Genomic DNA, 23,316 nt, shown 5'->3' with positions numbered 1-23,316 from the left:
CGCCCACACCGGAGGGATCCATGACCAGCGCCATCGAGCTGACCCAGGTCTCCGTGGTGCGCTCCGAGTCACTGCTGCTCGATCGGGTGGACTGGACCGTGCGGGAGGGCGAGCGCTGGATCGTGCTCGGCCCCAACGGTGCCGGCAAGACCACGCTGATGCAGATCGCGAGCGCCACGACGTTTCCCAGCAGCGGCCGGGCGGCCGTGCTCGGCCAGGAGCTCGGCACGGTCGACCTGTTCGAGCTGCGCACCCGCATCGGCCACACCAGCCTCACGGTCGCCGACCGCATCCCGCCGGCCGAGTCGGTGCGCGACGCCGTGCTGTCAGCGGCGCACGGCGTGACGGGTCGCTGGCGCGAGGAGTACGACGAGGTCGACACCGCGCAGGCCGACCAGATCATCGGCGAGCTCGGCATCGCCCACCTCGGGCAGCGCACGTTCGGCACGCTGTCGGAGGGTGAGCGCAAGCGGGTCCTGATCGCGCGCGCGCTCATGACCGATCCGGAGATGATCGTCCTCGACGAGCCGGCCGCCGGCCTCGACCTCGGCGCGCGCGAGGACCTCGTGGCGAGCCTGCAGAATCTCGCGTCCGACGACGCCGCTCCCGTCCTGGTGCTCGTGACCCACCACGTGGAGGAGATCCCGCCGGGATTCACCCACGTGCTGCTGCTGCGTGACGGCGCCGTCGTCGCCCAGGGGCCGATCCCGTCCACGCTGACCGCCGAGAACCTGACCCGCGCGTTCGGCACGCCGCTCGAGCTGTCGGACGCCGACGGCCGGTACACCGCGCGCCGGGTGCGCTACGGGCGTCGCGCCGCGCGGGCGGACGAGCGAGGATGACCATGCGGAAGGGGCATCGGCCATGACGGACTGGATCAACGACAACCTCTGGGTCGTCTGGCTCGGAGTGGCCACGGTCCTGGCCGTCGCCGAGCTCTTGAGCCTGGAGCTCGTGCTCGTGATGTTCGCGATCGCCGCCGTCGCAGCGGCAGCGCTGTCGCCGTTCGTCCCGCCGTGGGTCACGATGATCGTGTTCGGCATCGTCTCGATCCTCCTGCTGGGCGTGATCCGCCCGCGCTTTCGCCGCCGGCTCCACGACGGTCCGACCCTCACGGTCGGGCACCACAACCTGGTCGGCCGCGTCGCGGTCGTCGACGAGCCCGTCAGCGACCTCGCCGGTCGCGTCTCGATCGACGGTGAGCTCTGGACGGCGCGCACGCGTTCCGGGGAGCAGTTCGACGTCGGTGCCCGCGTGACCGTCGTCTCCATCGAGGGGGCCACGGCAGTCGTGGCCGGAAAGGTTGCACCGTGATCGGATCTGTCGCCCTGATCGTCGCCTTCTTCTTCCTGGCGCTCGCGATCGCGATCGTCGCGATGTCGTTCAAGATCGTGCCCCAGCAGCGGGCCGGCATCGTGGAGCGGCTCGGCAAGTACCGCACGACGTTGGACTCCGGTCCGCACCTCATCGTGCCGTTCGTCGACCGCCTCCAGTACGTCATCGACCAGCGCGAGCAGGTCGTGTCCTTCCCGCCGCAGGATGTCATCACCGAGGACAACCTGACGGTCTCGATCGACACCGTCATCTACTTCACGGTCAACAACCCGGTGGCCGCGACCTACGAGATCGTCAACTACATCGAGGCGATCCACCAGCTCACGATGACGACGCTCCGCAACATCATCGGTGGCATGTCGCTCGAGCACGCGCTGACCGGCCGCGACCAGATCAACCGCACGCTCGGGGCCGAGCTCGACGCCGCCACGACCCGGTGGGGCATCAAGGTCAACCGGGTCGAGCTCAAGAGCATCGACCCACCGGCCACGATCATCGACGCGATGGAGAAGCAGATGCGCGCCGAGCGTGACCGCCGCGCCGTGATCCTGACCGCCGAGGGTCAGCGTCAGTCGGCGATCCTGACCGCCGAGGGCCAGAAGCAGTCGCAGATCCTGACCGCCGAGGGCGAGAAGCAGGCCGCGATCCTGACCGCCGAGGGTGAGAAGCAGTCGCAGATCCTGCGCGCCCAGGGCGAGGGACGCGCGATCGAGACCGTCTTCCAGGCGATCCACGACGGCAACCCCGACCAGAAGCTGCTCTCGTACCAGTACCTGCAGACGCTGCCCAAGATCGCCGGCGGCGAGAACGCGTCGACCTGGATCATCCCGGCGGAGCTCACGGCCGCGCTCGGCACGCTCGGCGGGGTCATCGGCACGGTGCCGGTCGACGGCGGCGGCACCAAGAAGCGGGTCGACCTCGACGAGCCGCTCGAGGACGTCGAGACCTCGGTCGACACCTCCGAGGCCGTGCAGGCGGCCCTGGAGGCCGCCCGGCGCGCCGAGAACCCGACGGGGGGCAACGGCGACGAGATCGTGCCGCCGTCGATGCTCGACCAGAACGACGACGACACGCCGCCCGGGCCGCCTGCTCCGCCCGCGCAGGCGTGACGGACCGGCCCACGGACCGGTTCGACCAGGACGAGCGCGCCGCGGTCTACCGTGTCATCGCCGAGCGCCGCGACATGCGGCACTTCGTCGGCGGCGCGGTGGACCCCGCGGTGCTGCGGCGGTTGCTCGAGTCGGCCAACCTGGCTCCCAGCGTGGGGCTCATGGTGCCGTGGCGGTTCGTGCGGGTCGTGAGTCCTGCGGTTCGCGCCGCCGTGGCGGACCTCGTCGACGCCGAGCGCGAGCGGACGGCCGAAGCCCTGGACGAGCGCGGCGCCGAGTTCCTGCGGCTCAAGGTCGAGGGGGTCCGCGACTGCGCCGAGCTGATCGTCGTGTCGATCACGGGTGACCGGGATCGGCACGTCTTCGGACGACGCACGATGCCGCACATGGACCTCGCGTCAGTGGCGTGTGCGATCCAGAACCTGTGGCTCGCGGCCCGCGCCGAGAACCTCGGCATGGGCTGGGTCTCGCTGTTCGAGCCTGCCGAGCTGGCGGCGTTGCTGGACCTGCCGGCGGGCGACGAACCCGTCGCCGTGCTCTGCCTGGGCCCCGTGGAACGGTTCTACGACCGCCCCATGCTCGTCGAGCAGCGGTGGGGCGACCCACGGCCGCTCGACGAGCTGGTGGACGAGCGCTGATCCGTCTCCGGACCGGCGCGGGTCAGTGCTGGTAGGTGCCGTGGACGATCGCGCGGCCGAGGGTCTTGAACGCGAGGTTGAAGCTCACGACGGCGGGGCTGGCCGAGGCGTCGACGCCGAGCGTCTCCTCGCCGACCGCGTGGACGACGAAGTAGTACCGGTGCACCTGATCGCCCTCGGGCGGCGCCGCGCCCATGTATCCGAGCCCGCCGCCGTCGTTGCGCACGTGGAACGCGCCGCCTGGCAGGCTCTCGTCGTCCGCGCCGGCTCCGGCGGGCAGGCTCGTCGTGTCGGCCGGGAGATCGACCGCGACCCAGTGCCAGAAGCCGGACGGGGTGGGGGCGTCGGGGTCGAAGCACGTCACGACGAAGGACTTCGTGCCCTCGGGGGCGCCGGACCAGCTGAGCTGGGGCGAGGTGTCGCCGTGGGCATTGACCTGGTCGTCGTTCAGCGGCGCACCGTCGGTGACGTCGTCGCTCGTGACGGTGAAGGTCGCAGCGGCAGGCAGGAGGGGGTACGGATCCGGGGTCACAGGTCGGTCGAGGCTCATGCCGCCTAACCTAACCGCGTGGCCCAGATCCAGCACGTGACGACCGGCGACGAGCGGCTGCGCGAGTACCTCGGCCTGCGCGACGTGAGCCTGCGCAAGCTGCTCGAGACCGAGCGCGGCATCTACGTCGCCGAGGGGGAGAAGGTCGTGCGACGAGCCGTGGCCGCCGGCCACGCGCCACGGTCGTTCCTCATGGCGCCGCGATGGGTCGACTCGCTGCAGGACGTCCTGGCGACGACCGAGGCGCCCTGCTACGTGCTCGACGAGGACGTGATCGAGCAGCTCACCGGATTTCACGTCCACCGCGGCGCCCTGGCGGTCCTGCACCGCCCGGAGCTGCCGGAGCCGGCGCAGGTCCTGGCCGGCGCGCGGCGGGTCCTCGTGCTCGAGGACCTGGTCGACCACACGAACGTCGGGGCCGTGTTCCGCACCGCCGCCGCGCTCGGGTGGGACGGGGTGCTGCTGTCGCCACGCTGCGCGGACCCGTTGTACCGCCGCGCCATCAAGGTCGCGATGGGAGCGGTCTTCTCGCTGCCGTACGCGCGTCTGGACGACTGGCACGCCGCTCCGGACCTGCTGCGCGAGGCCGGGTTCACGACCGTGGCGATGACGCTCGGCGCCGGCGCGGAACCGCTCGACACGGTGGAACAGGACCGGCCGCTCGCCCTGGTCGTGGGGTCGGAGGGGCACGGCCTCTCGGCGCGCTGGGAGCACGAGAGCCTCGTCCGCGCGACGATCCCGATGGCCGAGGGCATCGATTCGCTCAACGTCGCCGCGTCCGTCGCGATTGCCGCCTGGGAGCTGCGCCCCTCTAGGCTCACGCCATGATGCGGCAGCGCGTGGCCCGGACCATCGCCCGAGTGATGCGGTACCGGATGGTCGGCACGGTGCCCGAACGCGGGGTGCTCGTCGGGGCGCCCCACACGTCGAACTGGGACTTCGTCACGATGCTCCTGGTCATGTGGCACGGTGGCGCCCATCCGCGGGTGCTCGTGAAGCAGGAGCTCTTCCGGGGTCCCGTCGGCTGGCTCGTCACGCGTTTCGGCGGCGTGCCCCTGGACAGAAAGAATCCGGGCGGCGTCGTGCAGGCCTTCGTCGACGAGGCCGGGTCCGACCGGGAGTTTCGCCTCGTGATCGCCGCCGAGGGCACACGCTCGGCGGGGGAGTACTGGAAGTCGGGGTTCCTGCGCATCGCGCACGCGGCCCAGGTGCCGGTGACCCTGGCCTTCTTCGACCCACCGACCCGCACGATGGGCTTCGGGCCCTCGTTCGTCCCGACCGGGGACTTCGCGGCCGACATGGACGTCGTGCGCGAGTTCTACGCGGACATGCCGGGACTCAAGCCGCGCAACCGCACCGAGCCGCGGCTGCGCGAGGAGTCGTGACGTCGGTCAGCGCATGAAGCTGTGCGTGTGGGCGCGCAGCGTCGCCTCGTCGAGCTCGCGGTCGGCGTAGACCAGGCGCACGGCCGACTCGTCGGCATTGCCGAGGTCGCGCCCACGCCACACGAGCTGCAGGCCGGCGGCCTCGGCGGTGCGCCGGCTCGCCTCGTTGCGCTCCAGGAGCTTCGCCGTGACCGGGACGTCGGGATCGACCTGCTGAGCCGCCTCCACGCCGGCGCGCGCGAGACGCGACCCGTAGCCACGGTGCCAGTGGGACCGGTGCACCCGGTACCCGATGTTCCAGGCGACCCGGTCGTGCAGCAGCCGGGCGCCACCGTGTCCGACGAACTCGCCGTCCTCGTCGAACGCGGCCCAGTTGCTCAGGCCGTCGTCGCGCCACCCACTCACGAAGAACTCCACGAGCGCCTTCGTCTGGTCGACTGCGGTGAACACCCCGCTCGGCTGGTGCTCCCAGACGCCCGGATCGGCGTAGAGGACGTGCATCTCCTCCCAGTCGCCGGTCTCGATCGGGCGCGTGATCATGGGCGGCGGGTCAGGCCTCCGCGATCGGCGTGACGGGCCAGTCGGCCGGATACAGGTCGTCGAGCTCGCTCTGCATCTTGTCGAGCTTCTTGCGGGCCCGGCCGGCCAGGCGGTCGCCGAACACCGTGCCGAACAGGTGGTCGGTCTCGTGCTGCAGGCAGCGCGCGAGCAGCCCGGTCCCCGTGAACTCGACCGGCTCGCCGAACTGGTCGACGCCGCTCACGTGCGCCCGGTCCGGGCGGGCCAGGGGCCCGAAGGCGCCCGGGAAGGACAGGCACCCCTCGTCGTCGTCGTCCAGGCGGCGGTCGTCACCCTCGGGCAGGGTCAGCACCGGATTGCACACGACGCCGGTCACGACCTGGTCGTCGTCGTCGGGGCAGTCGAACACGAAGACCTTGACGTTCTCGCCGACCTGGTTGGCCGCCAGGCCCACGCCGCGGGCGGCGTACATCGTGGCGACCATGTCGCGCACGAGCGTGTGGAGCTCCTCGTCGAAGGTCGTGACGTCCTCGAGCTCGCGGTGCATGACCGGGGTGCCCCAGCGGGTGATGGGTCGGACGGATCCACCCTCGGGGAGGGGGCGGGACTGCGGGTGGGTCGCGGGGCTGCTCACGGGGCTCCTGGTGCACGTCGGCGGGTGGGCGACGGTCCACGATATCCGACCGGGGCCGAGCACCTGTGGACCATCCGGGCCGACTGGGATACGCTCGTGCCGTCCAAGTGCAAACGCGAGTTACAAACTCGGATACACTGACGCCGACGGCGGGCACCTCGGCCCGACCTCGTGAACTTCCAGGAGCACACGTGGCCTCTCGCAAAGACCCCATGGGGATTGGTCTGGCGGTCCTGAACCGCATCGCCAGCTCACCCACGATCGACCGTCTCGGCCTGCGCAAGCAGAGCGAGAAGGCCGTCTACCACGGCACCCGCGCCGGCTTCCAGGCCGCGGGCGCGGCCGCCCGCACGTTCAAGCGGGTCAAGGGATCGGGCAAGCCGGCGCGCCAGGCCTCGACGGGCGACTCGGGGGTCTTCGACCTCACGCCCACCGAGGACCAGCAGATGATCGTCGGCGTCGTGTCCGAGTTCGCCGGTGAGGTTCTGCGCCCCGGCGCCGAGGCGGCCGAGAAGACCGACGACACGCCGAAGGAGGTGCTCGCCCAGACCACCGAGTTCGGGCTGAGCCTGCTCAACGTGCCCGAGGCCCTCGGCGGACTCTCCGAGGAGCGCTCGGCCACGACCGGCGTCCTCGTCGCCGAGGCGCTCGCCTACGGCGACATGGGCCAGGCCGTCGCCTGCCTGGCACCCTCGGCCGTCGCCACCGCGATCTCCCTGTGGGGCTCCGACGAGCAGCAGCAGACCTATCTGCCGGCCTTCACCGGCGACGACGTGCCGGCCGCGGCCCTCGTGATCAGCGAGCCGGTGCCGCTCTTCGACCCGTTCGAGCTCGGCACGACCGCCACCAAGACCGGTGACGGCTACGTCCTGACCGGTCTGAAGTCCGGCGCCGTGCGAGGCCTGGAGGCCGAGCTGTTCATCGTCGCGGCCTCGCTCGAGGGCAAGCCGGCGCTGTTCGTCGTCGAGGCTGCGGCCGAGGGCGTGAGCGTCGCCGCCGATCCGTCGATGGGCCTGCGCGCCGCCGGCCTGACCCGGCTCAAGCTCGAGGACGCCCCGGCGGCCCTGCTCGGCGACGGCGCTGAGGACGACTACCGCGAGGCCGTCCGCCTGGCCCGCCTGGGCTGGTCGGCGCTCGCGCTCGGCACGGCCAAGGCCGTGCTCGACTACACCAAGGAGTACGTCGTGGGCCGCGAGGCGTTCGGCGAGCCGATCGCGTACCGCCAGTCGGTCGCCTTCATGGTGGCCAACATCGCGATCGAGCTCGAGGGCATGCGCCTGGTCACGCTGAAGGCCGCGTCCCGCGCCGAGCAGCGTCAGTCGTACGCCCGTGAGGTCGCGCTCGCGCGCAAGCTCGCGGCCGAGTACGGCATGAAGATCGGCACCGACGGCGTGCAGCTGCTCGGTGGACACGGCTTCGTCAAGGAGCACCCGGTGGAGCGGTGGTACCGCGACCTGCGGGCCGTCGGCCTGATGGAAGGAGCGGTCCTCGTCTGAGGACGGAGAACACATCATGATCAATCTCGACACCCCCAAGAAGTTCCGCGCCTTCGTCGACCAGGCCAACCAGGTCGCCGACAACTTCCTGCGCGCCAACTCCCGCAAGTACGACCTCGCCGAGCACTCCTATCCGAAGGAGCTCGACCTGCTGGCCTCGCTGGTCGACGGCATGAGCGACTCCGGCCAGGGCCAGGGTGCCGGTGCCGCCGGCGTCCGCCGCGGCGAGGACGAGGCCGAGGGCAAGAAGTCCAAGGTCAAGAACGGCACCAACATGAGCTCGGTGCTGTCGGTCATCGAGATGTGCTGGGGCGATGTCGGCCTGCTGCTCTCGATGCCCCGCCAGGGCCTCGGCAACTCCGCCATCGCCTCGGTCGCGACCGACGAGCAGCTCGAGCGGTACAAGGGCACGTGGGCCGCGATGGCGATCACCGAGCCGAGCTTCGGGTCGGACTCGGCCGCGATCAAGACCACGGCCGTCAAGGACGGCGACCACTACGTCCTCAACGGCGAGAAGATCTACGTCACCTCGGGCGAGCGTGCCGACTCGGTCGTCGTCTGGGCGACGCTCGACAAGAGCCTGGGTCGCGCGGCGATCAAGTCGTTCGTCGTCAGCAAGGACACGCCCGGCATCCGCGTCGAGCGCCTCGAGCACAAGCTCGGCATCCGGGCGTCCGACACCGCGGTGATCCTGCTCGACAACTGCCGCGTGCACGAGTCCAACCTGCTCGGCAGCCCGGAGATCGACGTCAAGCAGGGCTTCGCGGGAGCGATGGCCACGTTCGACAACACGCGGCCGCTCGTGGCCGGCATGGCCGTGGGCTGCGCCCGCGCCTCGCTCGAGCTCATCCGTGAGCTGCTGGAGAAGGCCGGCGTCGACATCGACTACGACCGTCCGGCGACGTCGCAGTCGTACGCGGCGGCGACCTTCCTGCAGATGGAGGCGGACTGGGAGGCGGCGCTGCTGCTGACCCTCGAGGCCGCGTGGCTCGCCGACAACCGCAAGCCGAACTCGATGGAGGCCTCGATGGCCAAGGCCAAGGCGGGGCGTGTCGGCAACGACATCACGCTGCGGTGCGTCGAGCTGGCCGGCACGCTGGGCTACAGCGAGACCGAGTTCCTCGAGAAGTGGTCGCGCGACTCCAAGATCCTCGACATCTTCGAGGGCACCCAGCAGATCCAGCAGCTCATCGTGGCTCGCCGACTGCTCAACCTCTCGTCGACGCAGCTCAAGTAGGACGCGGCCTGGCGGCTCGGGCCCGGGGTCGGCTTCGGTAGGTTGGGACGCATGTCCTCTCCCGACGTCGACCTCGAGCTCGAGCTGACCCGGCTGGTGCAACGGGTCCGCCGGCGCTCGGTGCAGATCCTGTCCGGGCTGCACCGCGATCTCGACTACGGGACGTACCTGTTCTTCCTCGCCATCTGCGACGCCCCCGGCCAGGTCCGCGGCGCCGACCTCGCCGAGGCGATGGGCGTCCACAAGTCCACCGCGAGCCGCGCCGTCGCGGCCCTGGTCACCTACGGCCTCGTGGAGCAGCGCCCCGATCCCACCGACGGTCGGGCACGCCTGCTGGTGCCCACCGAGGCCGCGGCGGGCCGGCTTCGCGACTACCGGTCCGAGACGCACGAGCGCCTGGTGCGACTGCTCGACGACTGGGAGGTCGACGACATCGACGTGTTCGTGGGCCTGCTGCGGCGGTTCAACGACCGCGCCGACGTGCTCTGACGTGCAGATCCTCCACACGGCGTTCCGCGACCACTGGGCCGAGGCGCTCGAGACGGGCGCCTATACGTGGTCGACCCGGGGACGCACGCTGGCCGAGGAAGGCTTCCTGCACGCCTCGCGCCCCGACCAGGTGGAGGGCGTGCTCGAGCGCTACTACGCCGACGTCGACCGGGCCGACCTCGTGCTGCTGGTCATCGACACCGATCTGCTCGACGTGCCGTGGCGCAGCGACCCCGTGGGGGACGACACGTACCCGCACATCTACGGGCCGCTGTCACCGTCAGCCGTGGTGGGGACGCGCGACCTGCACCTCTAGACCGCCAGGTACGACTTGATCGCCGTGCGCTCGTCCATCGCCTGGTAGCCGTCGGCGACCCGGTCGAGCGGCAGCGACAGGTCGAAGACCTCGCCCGGCGCGATGTCGCCCGCCAGCACGTCGGGCAGCAGCTCGTCGAGGTAGGCGCGCACGGGAGCGACCCCGCCGCGCAGGCCCGTGTTCGTGAAGAACATGACCGGGATGTTGAGCTCGACGTCGTGCGGCATCCCGACGTAGCCGACCGTGCCGCCCGGGCGGACGGCGCGGAACGCCTGCTTCATCGAGTCGCCGGTGCCGACGCACTCGAGCACAGCGTCGGCCCCGATGCCGCCGAGGATCTCCTTCACAGCCTCGGCGCCCTCCTTGCCGCGCGTCTCGACCACGTGGTCGGCGCCGAAGCGACGGGCCACCTCCTGGCGCGGCTCGTGGCGCGACATCGCGATGACGGTGCTGGCCCCCAGGCGCTTGGCGGCCAGGACGGCTGACAGGCCGACGGCGCCGTCGCCGACGACCGCGACGGTGCTGCCGGCTGTGACGCCGGCCGACACCGCTGCGTGGTGGCCCGTGGGGAAGACGTCCGAGAGCGTCAGCAGGTGCGGCAGGAGTGCCTCGTCGACGTCGCCGGGCACCGCGACGAGCGTGCCGTCGGCCCACGGGACCCGGACGAGCTCGGCCTGGCAGCCGTCGTAGCCGCCGCCGTTGACGCACGAGGTCTGCACGCCGGCCTCGCAGTGCGCGCACGTGTTGTCGCTGAACAGGAACGGCGCGATGACGAAGTCGCCCTCCTGCACGCCGGAGACGGCGGTGCCGGTGCGCTCGACCACGCCGATGAACTCGTGCCCGATCTGCTGGGGCTTGCGGATCTTGTTGACCCCGCGATACGGCCAGAGGTCCGAGCCGCAGACGCAGGCGGCGACGACGCGGACGATCGCATCGGTGTCGTCCTGGAGGTCCGGATCGGGGAGGGTGTCGAGTCGGATGTCGCGGGGCGCGTGGAGGACGGTTGCTCGCATGGGTCCATTCTGCCCGTCGCGAGGCGGTATCGCGCGTGTGACAGGATCGATCCATGACCTCCAAGCCTGAAGTTGACTTCATCCCCGGCCCGCCTCCGACCGAGCTGACGGTCACCGATCTCGTCGAGGGCGAGGGTGCCGAGGCCGTCGCCGGCGGCGTCGTCGACGTCCACTACGTCGGTGTCGAGTTCGAAACGGGTGAGCAGTTCGACGCCTCGTGGGACCGCGGCCAGTCGGCGCGCTTCCCGCTGCCCAACCTGATCGCCGCGTGGCAGCAGGGCATCCCCGGCATGAAGGTCGGCGGACGCCGCCAGATCGTCGCCCCGCCCGAGCTCGCCTACGGCCCCGCCGGCGGCGGACACCGCCTGTCGGGCAAGACCCTGGTCTTCGTCATCGATCTCCTCGACGTCGCCTGACCCACCCCCTCCACCCCGATGTGACCACGAGATGTGGACACTTCCGCACGTTGGCAACGCCGCTCTCGGTGCGGAGGTGTCCACATCTTGTTCTAGGCCGTGAACCAGCGCCGCCACTCGGCGCTCATGACCGGTGCTGGTCCCGCGTAGCCCCGAGCGGCGAGGGCTCGATAGACCCGGGTCGGCACGGTCGCCGGAAGGCGCAGGTCCTCGTGGGTGACGACGATGACGATCCACCCTTCCGCCTCGAGCTGTTCACGACGGCGAAGGTCACGGTGCCAGGTCGTGGTGTCGAAGGCGTGGTGGCGCCCGTCGTACTCGACCAGGACCTTCCACCTCCGGAACACCAGGTCGCCGCGCGCCAGGAATCGGCCCAGCTCGTCGTGGATGTCCGCGTTGACCTCGGGTTCGGGGAGCCTCGCGAAGCGAAGCATCAAGCGGAGCCAGGTCTCCCGCGGTGACTCCGCTCCCTCGCGGACGAGCCGCAGCACGCGACGAGATCGCCGGACTCCGTCGGTGTGATGCGACTCGGCGTACCAGACGAGCTCCTCGATGCGGGTCAGGCCTCGGTGGACCAGGTGGTCGCCGAGCGCCACGAGCGTCGGCAGGTTCAGTCGTACGGCCAGGTCGACGAAGGTCCGTTCGGGTCCGGTGGCGCGGACTCCCGCGACCTCGATCGATCTGAGCGGCGCCTTGCGTCGGTGCAGGACGACGCCCGGTACCCGGCAGCGCAGCCGCGTGTTCGTCGAGAACTCCAAGCCGTGACGCCCGGGCGGATCGAAGCCGTGCAGCCGCATCGCCGTGGTGTGGCTCACGACGGCATCGGGCGGAAGGAGCAGCAGAGCAGCGGAGATCCAGATGCCAAGGTCGAGCGTCGCGTCGGCCGCGATGTGGACGCCGCGCACCAGCTGTCGAAATCGCGGCCCGCGCAGCTCACCCCGGCCGATTCCTGCCTGCTCGGCCTGGCGTGTGGTGAACGGTCGAGATGGGTCCATCCGTCGACGATCCCGCCCTGCCGCGCCGCACGACATCGCCGGTTCGGCCGCTGTGGACAACCATCCTGTCCCCAGGGCGACGAGATGTGGACGCTCCCGCACCACCGGCGGGCCGGATCACGTGCGGAACTGTCCACATCTGGGCGTTTGCCACATCTGGGTGGCTTAAGGGGTGGGGAGGGTGTCGAGCATCGTGCGGACACGCTTGAGGCTGACGGGGTGGGCGGTGCCGAGGCGCTGGGCCGTGATGCTGACGCGGAGCTCCTCCAGGGCCCACCGGACCTTCTGGACCTCGGGCGTGAGGCGCTGCCACTCGCGCAGCTGCGCCGACCTGCGGTGGAACTCGGCCTCGAGGTCCTGGGCCTCCAACAGGGGCGGCGGGGTGCCGCCGGTCTGCAGGCGTAGCGCAGCCGCCTGCAGGTACACCGCGAGGCGGGGGAGCCGGTCGATCCCCATGTCGCGGACGAATCCGGGGTAGACGAGCCACGACAGCTGCACGCGGACGTCCTCACCGGCCTCGTCGGCGCCGGGTCGCACGTCGCCGAGCCGGTCGTACGCCCGGATCACGTGGGTCACGGCCCGCTGCGTGACGTCGAAGACCTCCTGGCGGACGGTGTCGGTCAGCGCGGCGAAGGCCGCCTCGTCCGAGACCGGCCCGCCGTGGCGCTCCACGAGGTGGTCCAGCGCCGCGAGCCAGCAGGCCTCGATGACCTCGGCGGCATCGCGGTAGGGGCCCGTCTGCAACGTGAGCTTCGCGCGCGTGTCGAGCGTGCGGCCGATCGCGGGCACGACCGACGGCAGCTCGAAGGACATCAGTCGGGCCTGACCCCGCAGGCCCGCGGCACGCTGCTCGGCGGGCGACTCCAGGACCCGCAGCCCGACCGACGTCCCCTCGTCGACGACGGTGGGGTAGCCGGTCTGACGGACCGCCGTGACCTCGGCCGGCACCGTCCCGAACGTCCAGGTGCGCGCGCCGGACTGCTCGAGGTCGCCCGTCGCGTCCTGCAGCTGCTCGCGCAGTCGGGGCCGCAGCTGCTCGCGCAGGACCTCGAGGTCGTGCCCGCGCGCCACCTCCTCACCGGAGTCGTCGCGCACGCGGAACTTGACCCGCAGGTGGTCCGGGAGCGTCGCCGGCGCAAAGTCGTCGGCGCGCACGACGCTGCCGCCGCGGGCCGACAGCACCCGCGCCAGCTCGTCGGTGACGGTGCCGCGGGCCGGGTCGAGCTGTCCCAGGACCTCGCCGACGACCTGCGGCACCGGCACGAACTCGCGCCGGATCGACTTCGGCAGCGAACGCACGAGCCCCTCCACGAGGTCGCGGCGGTGTCCCTCGACCTGCCAGCCGAAGGCCGTGTCGTCCAGACCGGGCAGCTGGTCGAGCGTCACGTCGACCATGACGCCGTCGTCGACCGTGCCGGGTTCGAACGTGTACGTGAGGGGCATCGGAGCGCCGTCGGAGAACCACTGCGTCGGGAACGCGTCGGCATCGGCCTCGGTCTGCACCAGATCGGCCATCGACAGGTCCAGCAGGTCCGGGGCCTCGCGCCGCGCCTTCTTCCACCAGCCGTCGAAGTGTCGCGTGGACACGACGTCGGCCGGGATCCGTTCGTCGTAGAAGGCGTAGAGCGTCTCGTCGTCGACCCGGAGGTCACGACGCCGCACCCGCGACTCGAGCGCGTCGACCTCGGCGAGCAGCTTCTGATTGCGATCCCAGAAGCGGTGGTGCGTGCGCCACTCGCCCTGGACGAGCGCGTGCCGCACGAAGAGCTCGCGGGCCAGGGGAGCGTCGAACCGGGAGAGCGGCACCACCCGGTCGGCGACGACGGGCAGGCCGTAGAGCAGCACCCGCTCGCGGGCCATGGCCGCACCACGCCGGGTCGACCAGTGCGGCTCGGCGTACTGGCGCTTGACCAGGTGCGACGCGGCCTCCTCGATCCACTCCGGCTGCACCCGTGCCGCGGTGCGCGCCCAGAGTCGGGTGGTCTCGACCAGCTCGGCCGCCATGACCCAGGCCGGCGGCTTCTTCGCGAGGCCGGATCCGGGAAAGACCATGAACCGGGCCCCTCGGGCGCCCGCGTACTCCTTGCCGTCGGTCTCCCGCAGCCCGACGTGCGACAGCAGTCCCGTGAGCAGGGCCCGGTGCACCGTGTCGGGGTCGGCGCCTGCCTCGCCCGGCTTCATGCCCAGGTCGCGCGTCGTCCGGCGCAGCTGTCCGTGGACGTCCTGCCACTCCCGGACCCGGAGGTAGTGCAGGAACTCGGTCTTGCACATCGTCCGGAACTTCGAGTGCGACATCGCGTCGCGCTGCTCCCGCAGGTAGCTCCACAGGCTCAGCCAGGACAGGAAGTCCGAGTCGGGCTGCCGGAACCGCGCGTGCTTCTCGTCGGCGGCCTGCTGCTTCTCGAGCGGGCGCTCGCGCGGGTCCTGGATCGACATCGCGGCGACGATCACGAGCACGTCGGCGAGGCAGCCCAGGCGGTCGGCGGCCACGATCATGCGGGCGAGCCGCGGGTCGACCGGCATCCGTGCCATCGTGCGCCCGAGGCGGGTGAGCCGCAGCGCACCGGCCGTGCCCGTTCCGGGGGCATCGACGATGGCGCCCAGCTCCCGCAGCAGGGCGACCCCGTCGGTGACCGATCGGGAGTCCGGGGGGTCGAGGAAGCCGAACTCCTCGATCGGTCCGAGGTCGAGCGAGGCCATCTGCATCAGGACCGACGCCAGGTTGGTGCGCTGGATCTCGGGATCGGTGAACTCCGGGCGTCCCTCGAAGTCCTCCTCGGCGTACAGGCGGATGCAGATGCCGTCGGCGACGCGACCGCACCGACCGGCGCGCTGCGCGGCGCTGGCCTGCGAGATCGGCTCGATCGGCAGCCGTTGCACCTTGAGGCGCTGGCTGTACCGGGAGATCCGTGCCAGCCCGGGATCGATGACGTAGCGGATGCCCGGCACGGTCAGGGAGGTCTCGGCGACGTTGGTCGACAGCACGATGCGGCGGCCGGTGTGCGCCGCGAAGATCTTCTGCTGGTCGGCGGCCGAGAGCCGGCCGAACAGCGGCAGGATCTGGGTGTTCCGGTACTTGCGGCCCGACAGGTGCTCGTCGACGTCACGGATGTCGCGCTCGCCGGGCAGGAAGACCAGGATGTCGCCGTCGCGAGGCAGCTCCTCGACCGCGGCCGCGATGGCGTCGAGCAGGTCTCCGGCGTCGGGATCGCTGAGCGGGCGGTACCGCACCTCCACGGGATAGGTGCGTCCGCTGACCTCGATCACCGGTGCGTCGAACAGCTCGGCGAATCGCTCGACGTCGATCGTGGCCGAGGTGATGACGACCTTCAGGTCGGGCCGGCGCGGCAGGAGCTGACGCAGGTAGCCGAGCAGGAAGTCGATCGACAGCGACCGCTCGTGCGCCTCGTCGACGATGATCGTGTCGTAGCGACGAAGGTCGCGGTCGTGGTGGATCTCCTGCAGCAGCAGTCCGTCGGTCACGAGCCTGACCTGGGTCTCGGCCGAGCTCTGGTCGTCGAACCGCACGGCGTAGCCGACCTCAGCGCCCAGCTCGACGGCGCACTCCTCGGCGATGCGCTTGGCCACCGAGCGTGCCGCGATGCGCCGGGGCTGGGTGTGCGCGATCTTCTCTCGTCCCAGTCCCAGCGCGATCTTGGGCAGCTGCGTGGTCTTGCCGGATCCGGTCTCGCCCGCGACGACCACGACTTGGTGATCGCGGATCGCCTCCGCGATCTCGTCACGGCGCGCCGAGATCGGCAGGGCGTCGTCGAAGTCGAGTCTCATCGCCGTCCCAGGGCGGGGTCGAGGCGCTGCACGACCTCGGCGGCCGTGCCCACGCGTGCCTCGCGCCAGCCAGTGCCGGCCCAGAGATTCAGGTGCTCCGGGTCCTCCAACGCACCGGCGCGGGCCCGAAGGGGCTTGGTGAGCTGGTCCACGACGGGGAACGTCGGCGGAGCGTCGGGAAATGTGGCCGTCCACGTGTTCGCGAGCCCGCGACCGACACGGCCGGAGAAAGCCCGAGTGAGGACGGACTCGCGGTCCGGCTCCGTCAGGGCACGCCGATGCGCCGGACGGGTGCCTGCCTCGTCGACGAGGAGGAAGGCGCTCCCGGCCTGGATCGCGACGGCCCCGGCCTCCAGAGCCCCAGCGGCCTGGGCGCTCGTCATGACGCCGCCGGCCCCGATCAGGGGAAGGTCGCAGACCTTCTGCGTCTCGTGCAGCAGCGCGAGCAGGCCGGCGGACTCCGGAACGGCGCGCCGGTCCCAGGTCCCGCGATGACCGCCGGCCTCGAAGCCCTGCACGCACAGTGCGTCGGCGCCGGCCGCGGCAGCCGCCTGAGCCTCCGCTGCGGAGGTGACGGTGACGACCACGGCCGAACCGGCGTCGCGGAGGCGCTGGATGTCGACAGGATCGGGACACCCGAAGGTGAACGAGACGACGGGGGGAGCGAGGCGGGCGAGTAGATCCAGCTTCTCGCGGTAGTGGTCGGTGTCGGCCCAGTCAGGCTCGGGCAGCGCGGCATCGAGGTGCTCGGCGAGTGGTTGGAGGCGGCGGCGGTATCGCTCAACCGCCTCCGCCTCACGAGCTGGGTCCATCGTCTCGGCAACGAAGACGTTCACCCCGAAGGGAACGCCCGACGCTTGCACCTGCCGGACCTGAGCCTCCACGGTCTGCGGTGGGAGGTAACCAGCCGCCAGCTGGCCGAGCCCGCCTGCCTCTCCTACGGCGATCACGAGCGCAGGAGTCGACACGCCGCCGGCCATCGGGGCCGCCAGGACGGCTCGCCTGAGTCTCGGAAGTGCCACTGCTCCACCGTAGGCCGCGGGCCCGCCTGCGCTCACCGCAGGCCCAGGGCATCACCGAGGCTCAGGTAGCCCACGAACGCGACGACGTCGAGCAGGGTGTGGGCGATCACGAGCGGCATGACGCGTCCGGTGCGCTGGTACCACCAGCCGAACACGAGCCCCATGACGACGTTGCCGATCGCCTGACCGAATCCCTGGTACAGGTGATAGCTGCCGCGCAGCAGGGCACTTGTGATGATCACCGGCCACATGCCCCAACCCAGGTCGCGCAACCGTTCGTGGAGGTAGCCGACGACCACGACCTCCTCGAGGAGTCCGTTCTGCAGGGCCGCGGCCACGAGGATCACGACGGTCCACCAGTAGACCGTGTCGGGGGCCGTGACGATCTCGGCCGTGACCCCCAGGGCGCGTCCGGCGGCGTACAGGCCCAGGCCGGGGACGCCGATCACCAGGGCCAGCAGGACGCCGGTGGCCGTGTCACGCCCGGGGGAGCGCCGGTCGAGGCCGATCGACCGCCCCGCGAGGAGGTAGAGCGCCAGGAAGACCGGCACGAGCGCGAACACGATCGACAGCACCTGGAGCGTCAGGTCGAGCCACTGCTGGTCGGCCCGCGAGGAGTTGAGCGTCGCGGTAGAGGTGCGGAGGCCGCCGTTCGTGAGCTTGACGACCAGGCTCAGCACGGCGTAGACGGCCGACTGCCCGAGGGAGAGCCCGAGGACGATCCAGATCTCGGCCCGGACCCGGCGCCGGTCGGGCACGGCGGGGGCGGGCGTGACGTCGGTGCTCACCGGACGTCGGTGTCGCGCCGGGCATGGTCGTGACTGCTCACGGCGCGAGTCTACGCAGCGAGGGGCGGGGCCCTGCGGTCGTCGCTACGCTGCGGGAATGCCCGCCGAGACGACGACGTCGTTCGCCATGCCTGCCGAGCTCTCGGGCAAGGACCTCGAGCGTCGGCGGTCGCTGCGGCGGATGCGAGGTGTGGCGACGTCGCTGCTCGTGATCGCAGCGCTCGTGTTCGTTCTGACCCGGGACGCGAACGGGTGGCTCGCCTACGTCAACGCCACGTCCGAGGCTGCGATGGTGGGCGCGATCGCCGACTGGTTCGCCGTCACGGCGTTGTTCCGTCATCCACTCAGGATTCCGATCCCGCACACCGCGATCATCCCGCGGCGCAAGGAGTCGCTGGGGGAGAGCCTGCAGGACTTCGTGGTCGACAACTTCCTGCAGCCCGAGGTCGTCCGCGAGCGCCTGATGGCCGTCGGGGTCGCCGACCACGCCGCGTCGTGGCTGCTCGAGCCGGGCCATGCCGAGCGCCTGGTCCATGCCGGGTCGCGCATCGCGGCCCACGGACTGGACCGCATCAGCGACGACGACGTCGAGGCACTGGTCCGCGACGTCATGGTGCCGAAGCTGTCCGCGGAGCCGATGGGCCCGGCCGTGGGGCAGATGATCGCCGAGATCGTGCGCGACGGCGCGCACACGGGCCTGGTCGACCTCGTGACCGAGGAGCTGCACCGCTGGCTCGTGAGCAATCGCGCGGAGGTCGCCCAGATCGTCGAGCAGCGCGCCCCGTGGTGGACGCCGCAGTGGGTCGACGACCGTGTCGCCGCCCGGTTGCACCTGGAGGCGGTCCGGTGGGTCGCCGAGATCCGTGACGACCCGGAGCACCGGGCGCGGGCGGCATTCGACCACTGGCTCGGCCAGCTCGCCCGGGACCTGCAGGACGACCCGGCCACGCGGGAGCGGGCGGACCGGCTGAAGGAGCGGGTCCTGAACCAGCCCCAGGTCGTCGCGACCGCGGTGTCGCTCTGGACCTCGCTCAAGGGCGCGCTGACCGAGGCCCTCGTCGAGGACGGGCTGCTGCGTCGCCGGGCCGTGGAAGAGGTCGAGGCCCTCGGCCGCCGCCTGCAGACCGACGCCCGGTTGGCGGCGCGGGTCGACGACCTCGCGGCCGACGTCGCGTCGTACGCCGTGGAGCGTCACGGCGACGAGCTCGCGACCGTCATCTCGGCCACCGTGGCGCGCTGGGACGGCGTCGAGACAGCCCAGCGGATCGAGCTCCACGTCGGTCGCGACCTGCAGTTCATCCGGATCAACGGCACCGTCGTGGGCGGCCTCGCGGGCCTGGTGATCCACACCCTGTCGCACCTCGGGTGAGAGCAGGGACCGGATTCGGTCCCGGCGCGGGTCTTTGCTAAGGTGGCACGCGCTGCCGAAGCCGGTCAGGCGGGAGCAGCGAGTCACACGTCCGGGTGGCGGAATGGTAGACGCGCTAGCTTGAGGTGCTAGTGCCCTTAATGGGGCGTGGGGGTTCAAGTCCCCCCTCGGACACACGGGAACGGCGGGCCGAAAGGCCCGCCGTTCGTCGTCCGGCCCCACCGCGTACCCACCTGACAGGATCTCGTCCATGGATGGTTCGAGCCGGACGCGCTGGGTCAGGGAACGCAGCGAGCAGCAGCGCCGTGAGTACGCCGAGCGCTTCGTGCGCATCGCGGCCGAGGGCCGCGACGTCGACGGTGAGGCCCGACTGATCGACGCGATGCTCGATCCGGACAGTCTGATCCTCGACGCAGGGTGTGGTGCGGGCCGCATCACCCACGCGCTGGGCGTGCGGGGGCACCGCGTGATCGGCGTCGACGCCGACCCGCTCCTGATCGAGGCGGGGCGCGAGCAACATCCGGGAGCCGATCTGCGGGTGCTGGACCTGTGCGACCTGACGCCGGACGTGGGAGGACCCTTCGACTTGATCGTGTGCACGGGCAACGTCATGACCTTCGCCGAGCCCGGCACCGAGCCGGCGATCATCACCGCGATGGCCGGCGTGCTCGCGCCGCGCGGTCGCGCGGTCTTCGGCTTCCACCTCGACCGGACCTACACCCTGGCCGACCTCGACGAGCAGGCCGGCGCGGTCGACTGGAGACTCGAGCACCGCTTCGGGACGTGGGCCCTCCACCCGTTCACCTCCGAGAGCGACTGGGCGGTCTCGGTCTTCCGCGGCTAGTCGGGCCGGCCAGATCAGCCAGGGACGCCCACGGTGCCGGTCTGGTCACCCGCGTCACTGCGCAGGGCGAAGTCGAGCTGATACCCGTCGTCTGCGGTGTGGGCGAGGGCGGGGTCGGTCAGTGTGGCGACGACGTTCGCCGCCTCCGCCTCGCTCAGCCGGTTCAGGTACAGCACCGGCACCTGGGCCCCCTGCGCCGCGGCGGAGATCTCGACGTCGGCCGCGGGGTGGGCGAGGGAGATCGCGATGACGGCCTGGAGCTGCTCGTCGGTGACCAGGTCGGGGACGTCCATGATCCTGACCCGCCCCTCCTCGGCGTGCACGCTGCCCCCGGCGCTCCACGCAGGCAGCTCGCGCAGCCGCGGCATCAGCGCGGGCAAGGAGGACGCGGACCCGACCTCGAGGGAGAACGTGCCCCCGGCCGTGGCGGCCCGCTGCACCCCGGCAAGGTCCCGGAGGGCCAGGACGTCGGCGACATCGGCCGACGGCGACGTCCTGAGCTCGGGCCACACCTCGAGCGACGCAGCTCCCGGGCCGAGCTCGACGTGCGCGGTCCATCGGGGGCCCGAGTGGTACGTGTCCATGAAGGCGCGCAGCTCCTCGGCCGCGGCCTGCGCCTGAGCGGTCGACACTGCATCCTCGAGCGTGACCTGCACGTACAGGTGCCAGCGATCCGGATCGGACCGGTCCAGCAGGGCATCGTCGGTGGCCGGCTCCTGGGACGCCCGGACGTCCACGACGCCGTCGACGGGCGCAAGCTCGCTCACGGCGAGCTGCTCCAGGGAGACGCTGCGATCGCGCTGCGGGTCGGCACCGTCGGAGCACCCACCCGCCACGAGGGCGGTGATCATGCCGATGAGCATCACCGCTCTCGTCACGCTGCGCATGACGAACAGCCTGTCACGGAGCGGCGGACCACGGGACGGGCCCGTCCCTGAGTCAGCCGGCGGCGCGCAGGGTCGCCGCGATCACGGCGGCCGTCTCGGCGGGGTCGATCACGTCGTCGATCTCGAAGACGCGGGCGACGTTGAGCGCGTGGGCGTGCGTCCGCAGCTCGGCCGTGTGGTGCGCGACGGCCGCCTCGCGCTCGTCCTCGGTCATCGCGGCCAGCTCGTGGGCGAGCGAGAGCCGCACGGCACCCTCCAGGCCCATCGCGCCGAGGTGGGCGCCCGGCCACCCGACCGTGAGGTGTGGCCGGTGCGTGCTGCCGCCGAGCATCGCCTGGGCGCCGAGGCCGTAGCCACGGCGGATCACGACGCCGACGAGCGGCACGGTGAGGCGGGCCCCGGCCGTGACCATCCGGGACGCCTCGCGGACGAGCCCCGTGCGCTCGGCGTCGGGGCCGACCATGAAGCCGGGCGTGTCGACCAGGGAGACCACCGGGACGCGCCACCGCTCGCACAGGTCCAGGAAGTCGGCCGCCTTGGCCGAGGCTCCTGCTGTGAGGGCTCCGGCGAGGTGGGTCGACTGGTTGGCGAGGAGGCCCACCGGCAGGCCGTCGATCCGGGCCAGGCCCGTGACCAGCTCTGGCGCGAACGCCTCTCGCAGCCACAGCACCGAGTCAGGGTCGGCCAGGGCCTCAGCGACCGTGCGGACGTCGAACGCCTCGCGGTCGTTGTCGGGCAGGGCGTGGCGCAGGTGCTCGGCATCGGCCGGAGCACTGCGCGGTCCGGGCCCGCTGAGCAGCTCCAGGACCTGTCGCACGGTCGCGACGGCCTCGGCCTCGTCGGCCACGACGACGTCCAGGACCCCGTTCGACGCCTGGTCCGCGACCGGCCCGATCTCCTCCGCGGTGAAGGTCCCGAGCCCGCCTCCGGCGATCATCGCCGGCCCTGCCATGCCGAGATTCGCCTCGGGCGTGGCGATCCGCAGGTCCGCGCACCCGGCGATCACGGCATTGCCGGCGAAGCAGCGGCCTGAGACGACAGCGATGCGGGGGACCACCCCCTGGAGCTCGGCCCACAGGGCGAACGACCCGACGTCGAGCGCGGAGACGAGCGGGATGTCGGTGTCGCCGGGGCGACCACCCCCGCCCTCGGTGAAGAACACCGTCGGAAGCCGCATCCGGCCCGCGAGCTCGATCAGACGGTCCGACTTGCGGTGCCCGCGCATCCCCTGCGTGCCGGCCATCACGAGGTAGTCGTACGACAGCACGGCGCACGGCCGGCCGTCGACCGTGGCCGTGCCGCCGATGATGCCGTCGGCGGGCGTCTCGACGACGAGGTCGGCGAGATCGCGGCGTGACTCCTGCGCCGCCGTGACGAACCGGCCGTACTCGACGAACGAGTCGGGATCGACGAGGTCGGCGATGTTCTCCCGCGCGGTGCGCCGGCCCCTGGCGTGCCAGCGGTCGACCTTCTCGCCGCGCGCCTCGTCGGTCGTCAGGAACCGGCGGGCCAGCACCTCCAGCAGCCCCTCGGCCGGCACCTGGCCGCCGGGCGGCACGTCGCCGTGATGGCTCACCGGCGTCTCCTCACTCGTAGACGTAGGGCACGACCCGGACCTCGACCTCGGCCTGGATCGTGGCGCCCACACAGTCGGGGACCGGGGTGTCGCGGCCCTCGTAGATCACATCGAAGTCGTACTCGCCCTGGCGGTCGATGCGCTTGCCCACGAGGTGGTTCTCGAGCTTGGCCTGGACGCCGGCACGGCTGGCGCCGGTGCACTCCGGTCCGCCGCCCTCGACGCGCAGGAAGGTGATCTCCGCCGAGGAGATCTCGACCTCCTCGCGCTCGCGGTTCTCGACCGTGTAGAGCGCCGTGACCTCCGCGCCCTCAGGGACCTCGACCCCCGGGGCGCGCTGGACCTGCATCTGCGTGCCGGCCACATCGGCGTCGGACTCGTCGGAGCCACCGAACAGGCCCGGCGCGAAGACCTGCTGCAGCGCGAAAGCGACGACCGCGACCGCGATCACCGCCCAGCTGATGGGCTTCTTGAGCCAGTCGCCCAGCGTCGTCACGTTCTTCTCGGTCATGTGGATCCCCCGTCCAACGGCCAGTGTCGGGGATCAGTCTGTCCTACGACCGGCGCGCGGTCACCCGAGGATCGCGAGCATGACCGTGGTCGCGGCGAAGGCCAGGACGAGCACGGCGGCCGCCACCGACGGTCCGAGCACACCCGGCGGCCGCGGATCGCCGCTCGTGAGGCGGTGATGGGCTCGCCGGTACCGCTGCGTGCCGTACATGACGGCGGAGAGCCCGCACAGCAGGAGAGGCACCGCTGCGAGGACGCTGTTGAGCGAGACCTCCTGGTCGTCGGCGAACCGCATGACCGCGAGACCGACCACGAGGACCGCTGCGCCGGTGCGCAACCACGCCAGGTGCGTCCGCTCGTTGGCCAGGTGGTCCCGCCAGGTGTCGTCCTGCACGTTCTTAC

The 23,316-nt window shown here is 71.4% G+C and carries 25 protein-coding genes and 1 tRNA gene; 14 read left to right on the top strand and 12 right to left on the bottom strand.

The window, feature by feature from the left end:
- The first annotated feature begins 20 nt into the window (after positions 1–20).
- From KAG51_RS04665 to bluB, 4 genes are all read left to right on the top strand, one after another.
- Entirely contained in the window at positions 21–842 is an 822-nt protein-coding gene (locus tag KAG51_RS04665; protein ID WP_290581108.1) for an ABC transporter ATP-binding protein, read from the top strand.
- Between the two features lie 22 nt (positions 843–864).
- Positions 865–1,314, top strand: a complete 450-nt coding sequence (locus KAG51_RS04660) for an NfeD family protein (protein WP_290581106.1) — start codon at positions 865–867, stop codon at positions 1,312–1,314.
- Between the two features lie 62 nt (positions 1,315–1,376).
- On the top strand, positions 1,377–2,444 hold the full coding sequence (locus KAG51_RS04655; RefSeq protein WP_290581263.1) for an SPFH domain-containing protein: 1,068 nt from the start codon (positions 1,377–1,379) through the stop codon (positions 2,442–2,444).
- Entirely contained in the window at positions 2,441–3,082 is a 642-nt protein-coding gene (gene bluB / locus KAG51_RS04650) for a 5,6-dimethylbenzimidazole synthase (RefSeq protein ID WP_290581104.1), read from the top strand. Before KAG51_RS04655 ends, bluB begins: the two co-directional genes overlap by 4 nt.
- Before the next feature lie 22 nt (positions 3,083–3,104).
- Here bluB and KAG51_RS04645 read toward each other — a convergent pair whose 3' ends face one another.
- Positions 3,105–3,632 carry a YbhB/YbcL family Raf kinase inhibitor-like protein gene (locus KAG51_RS04645; RefSeq protein WP_290581102.1) on the bottom strand — a complete coding sequence of 176 codons (528 nt, stop codon included), beginning with the start codon at positions 3,630–3,632 and terminating at the stop codon, positions 3,105–3,107.
- 18 nt (positions 3,633–3,650) lie between these two features.
- Between KAG51_RS04645 and KAG51_RS04640 the strand changes: the two genes are divergently transcribed.
- Together KAG51_RS04640 and KAG51_RS04635 are read left to right on the top strand one after the other, a co-directional pair.
- Complete coding sequence (locus KAG51_RS04640; protein WP_290581100.1) at positions 3,651–4,460, top strand: RNA methyltransferase; 810 nt, start codon at positions 3,651–3,653, stop codon at positions 4,458–4,460.
- Entirely contained in the window at positions 4,457–5,017 is a 561-nt protein-coding gene (locus KAG51_RS04635) for a 1-acyl-sn-glycerol-3-phosphate acyltransferase (RefSeq protein WP_290581098.1), read from the top strand. The genes KAG51_RS04640 and KAG51_RS04635 overlap by 4 nt, the downstream gene beginning before the upstream one ends.
- Positions 5,018–5,023: 6 nt before the next feature.
- On the opposite strand, the gene KAG51_RS04630 is transcribed toward KAG51_RS04635, so the two are convergent.
- Together KAG51_RS04630 and def are read right to left on the bottom strand one after the other, a co-directional pair.
- Positions 5,024–5,557, bottom strand: a complete 534-nt coding sequence (locus KAG51_RS04630) for a GNAT family N-acetyltransferase (RefSeq protein ID WP_290581096.1) — start codon at positions 5,555–5,557, stop codon at positions 5,024–5,026.
- 10 nt (positions 5,558–5,567) lie between these two features.
- A complete protein-coding gene (def, locus tag KAG51_RS04625; RefSeq protein WP_290581094.1) occupies positions 5,568–6,170 on the bottom strand; it encodes a peptide deformylase in 603 nt (200 codons plus the stop codon).
- A 191-nt stretch (positions 6,171–6,361) separates the two neighbouring features.
- On the opposite strand from def, the gene KAG51_RS04620 reads away from it, so the two are divergent.
- From KAG51_RS04620 to KAG51_RS04605, 4 genes are read left to right on the top strand one after another with little or no spacing between them, the layout of a single operon-like run.
- Positions 6,362–7,666, top strand: a complete 1,305-nt coding sequence (locus tag KAG51_RS04620; RefSeq protein ID WP_290581092.1) for an acyl-CoA dehydrogenase family protein — start codon at positions 6,362–6,364, stop codon at positions 7,664–7,666.
- A gap of 16 nt (positions 7,667–7,682) precedes the next feature.
- A complete protein-coding gene (locus KAG51_RS04615; protein ID WP_290581090.1) occupies positions 7,683–8,903 on the top strand; it encodes an acyl-CoA dehydrogenase family protein in 1,221 nt (406 codons plus the stop codon).
- 51 nt (positions 8,904–8,954) lie between these two features.
- Positions 8,955–9,392 (top strand): MarR family transcriptional regulator, encoded by a 438-nt coding sequence (locus KAG51_RS04610; RefSeq protein ID WP_290581088.1) that lies wholly within the window; start codon positions 8,955–8,957, stop codon positions 9,390–9,392.
- Position 9,393: 1 nt separating this feature from the next.
- The gene (locus tag KAG51_RS04605; protein ID WP_290581086.1) at positions 9,394–9,708 is read left to right on the top strand and encodes a DUF952 domain-containing protein; all 315 of its coding nucleotides are present in this window, start codon (positions 9,394–9,396) and stop codon (positions 9,706–9,708) included.
- Here the strand turns inward: KAG51_RS04605 and KAG51_RS04600 are convergent.
- A complete protein-coding gene (locus KAG51_RS04600; RefSeq protein WP_290581084.1) occupies positions 9,705–10,721 on the bottom strand; it encodes a zinc-dependent alcohol dehydrogenase family protein in 1,017 nt (338 codons plus the stop codon). The genes KAG51_RS04605 and KAG51_RS04600 overlap by 4 nt on opposite strands.
- A gap of 53 nt (positions 10,722–10,774) precedes the next feature.
- Here KAG51_RS04600 and KAG51_RS04595 point away from each other — a divergent pair, with 53 nt between their 5' ends.
- Positions 10,775–11,137: an FKBP-type peptidyl-prolyl cis-trans isomerase gene (locus tag KAG51_RS04595; protein ID WP_290581082.1), complete on the top strand. Its 363-nt coding sequence runs from the start codon at positions 10,775–10,777 to the stop codon at positions 11,135–11,137.
- Positions 11,138–11,229: 92 nt separating this feature from the next.
- Here the strand turns inward: KAG51_RS04595 and KAG51_RS04590 are convergent, their stop codons facing one another.
- The 4 genes from KAG51_RS04590 to KAG51_RS04575 form a co-directional block, all read right to left on the bottom strand.
- The gene (locus tag KAG51_RS04590; protein WP_290581080.1) at positions 11,230–12,132 is read right to left on the bottom strand and encodes a DUF559 domain-containing protein; all 903 of its coding nucleotides are present in this window, start codon (positions 12,130–12,132) and stop codon (positions 11,230–11,232) included.
- A 165-nt stretch (positions 12,133–12,297) separates the two neighbouring features.
- Positions 12,298–15,918, bottom strand: coding sequence for an ATP-dependent RNA helicase HrpA (hrpA, locus tag KAG51_RS04585; RefSeq protein ID WP_290581078.1), 3,621 nt, complete (start codon positions 15,916–15,918; stop codon positions 12,298–12,300).
- Positions 15,915–16,940 (bottom strand): nitronate monooxygenase, encoded by a 1,026-nt coding sequence (locus KAG51_RS04580; protein ID WP_290581076.1) that lies wholly within the window; start codon positions 16,938–16,940, stop codon positions 15,915–15,917. Before KAG51_RS04580 ends, hrpA begins: the two co-directional genes overlap by 4 nt.
- 32 nt (positions 16,941–16,972) lie before the next feature.
- On the bottom strand, positions 16,973–17,728 hold the full coding sequence (locus KAG51_RS04575; protein ID WP_290581074.1) for a CPBP family intramembrane glutamic endopeptidase: 756 nt from the start codon (positions 17,726–17,728) through the stop codon (positions 16,973–16,975).
- 97 nt (positions 17,729–17,825) lie between these two features.
- Here KAG51_RS04575 and KAG51_RS04570 point away from each other — a divergent pair, with 97 nt between their 5' ends.
- The 3 genes from KAG51_RS04570 (at position 17,826) to KAG51_RS04560 (ending at position 19,941) form a co-directional block, all read left to right on the top strand.
- On the top strand, positions 17,826–19,097 hold the full coding sequence (locus KAG51_RS04570) for a DUF445 domain-containing protein (protein WP_290581072.1): 1,272 nt from the start codon (positions 17,826–17,828) through the stop codon (positions 19,095–19,097).
- Positions 19,098–19,186: 89 nt separating this feature from the next.
- A tRNA-Leu gene (locus KAG51_RS04565) sits at positions 19,187–19,271 on the top strand.
- A 76-nt stretch (positions 19,272–19,347) separates the two neighbouring features.
- On the top strand, positions 19,348–19,941 hold the full coding sequence (locus KAG51_RS04560) for a class I SAM-dependent methyltransferase (RefSeq protein ID WP_290581070.1): 594 nt from the start codon (positions 19,348–19,350) through the stop codon (positions 19,939–19,941).
- Positions 19,942–19,955: 14 nt separating this feature from the next.
- Here the strand turns inward: KAG51_RS04560 and KAG51_RS04555 are convergent, their stop codons facing one another.
- Genes KAG51_RS04555 through KAG51_RS04540 form a run of 4 tightly spaced genes read right to left on the bottom strand, consistent with a single transcriptional unit; the run spans position 19,956 to position 23,308 of the window.
- Positions 19,956–20,828: a hypothetical protein gene (locus KAG51_RS04555; RefSeq protein ID WP_290581068.1), complete on the bottom strand. Its 873-nt coding sequence runs from the start codon at positions 20,826–20,828 to the stop codon at positions 19,956–19,958.
- A 52-nt stretch (positions 20,829–20,880) separates the two neighbouring features.
- Positions 20,881–22,404 carry a carboxyl transferase domain-containing protein gene (locus tag KAG51_RS04550; RefSeq protein WP_290581066.1) on the bottom strand — a complete coding sequence of 508 codons (1,524 nt, stop codon included), beginning with the start codon at positions 22,402–22,404 and terminating at the stop codon, positions 20,881–20,883.
- 10 nt (positions 22,405–22,414) lie between these two features.
- A complete protein-coding gene (locus tag KAG51_RS04545; RefSeq protein ID WP_290581064.1) occupies positions 22,415–22,915 on the bottom strand; it encodes a hypothetical protein in 501 nt (166 codons plus the stop codon).
- 60 nt (positions 22,916–22,975) lie between these two features.
- Entirely contained in the window at positions 22,976–23,308 is a 333-nt protein-coding gene (locus KAG51_RS04540; protein WP_290581062.1) for a DUF202 domain-containing protein, read from the bottom strand.
- Between the last annotated feature and the right edge of the window lie 8 nt (positions 23,309–23,316).

The organism is Aeromicrobium sp. (assembly GCF_023146395.1).
Taxonomy (GTDB): domain Bacteria; phylum Actinomycetota; class Actinomycetes; order Propionibacteriales; family Nocardioidaceae; genus Aeromicrobium.
Note: the sequence above shows the minus strand (reverse complement) of the source record. Positions and strands in the feature narration are given on the sequence as shown.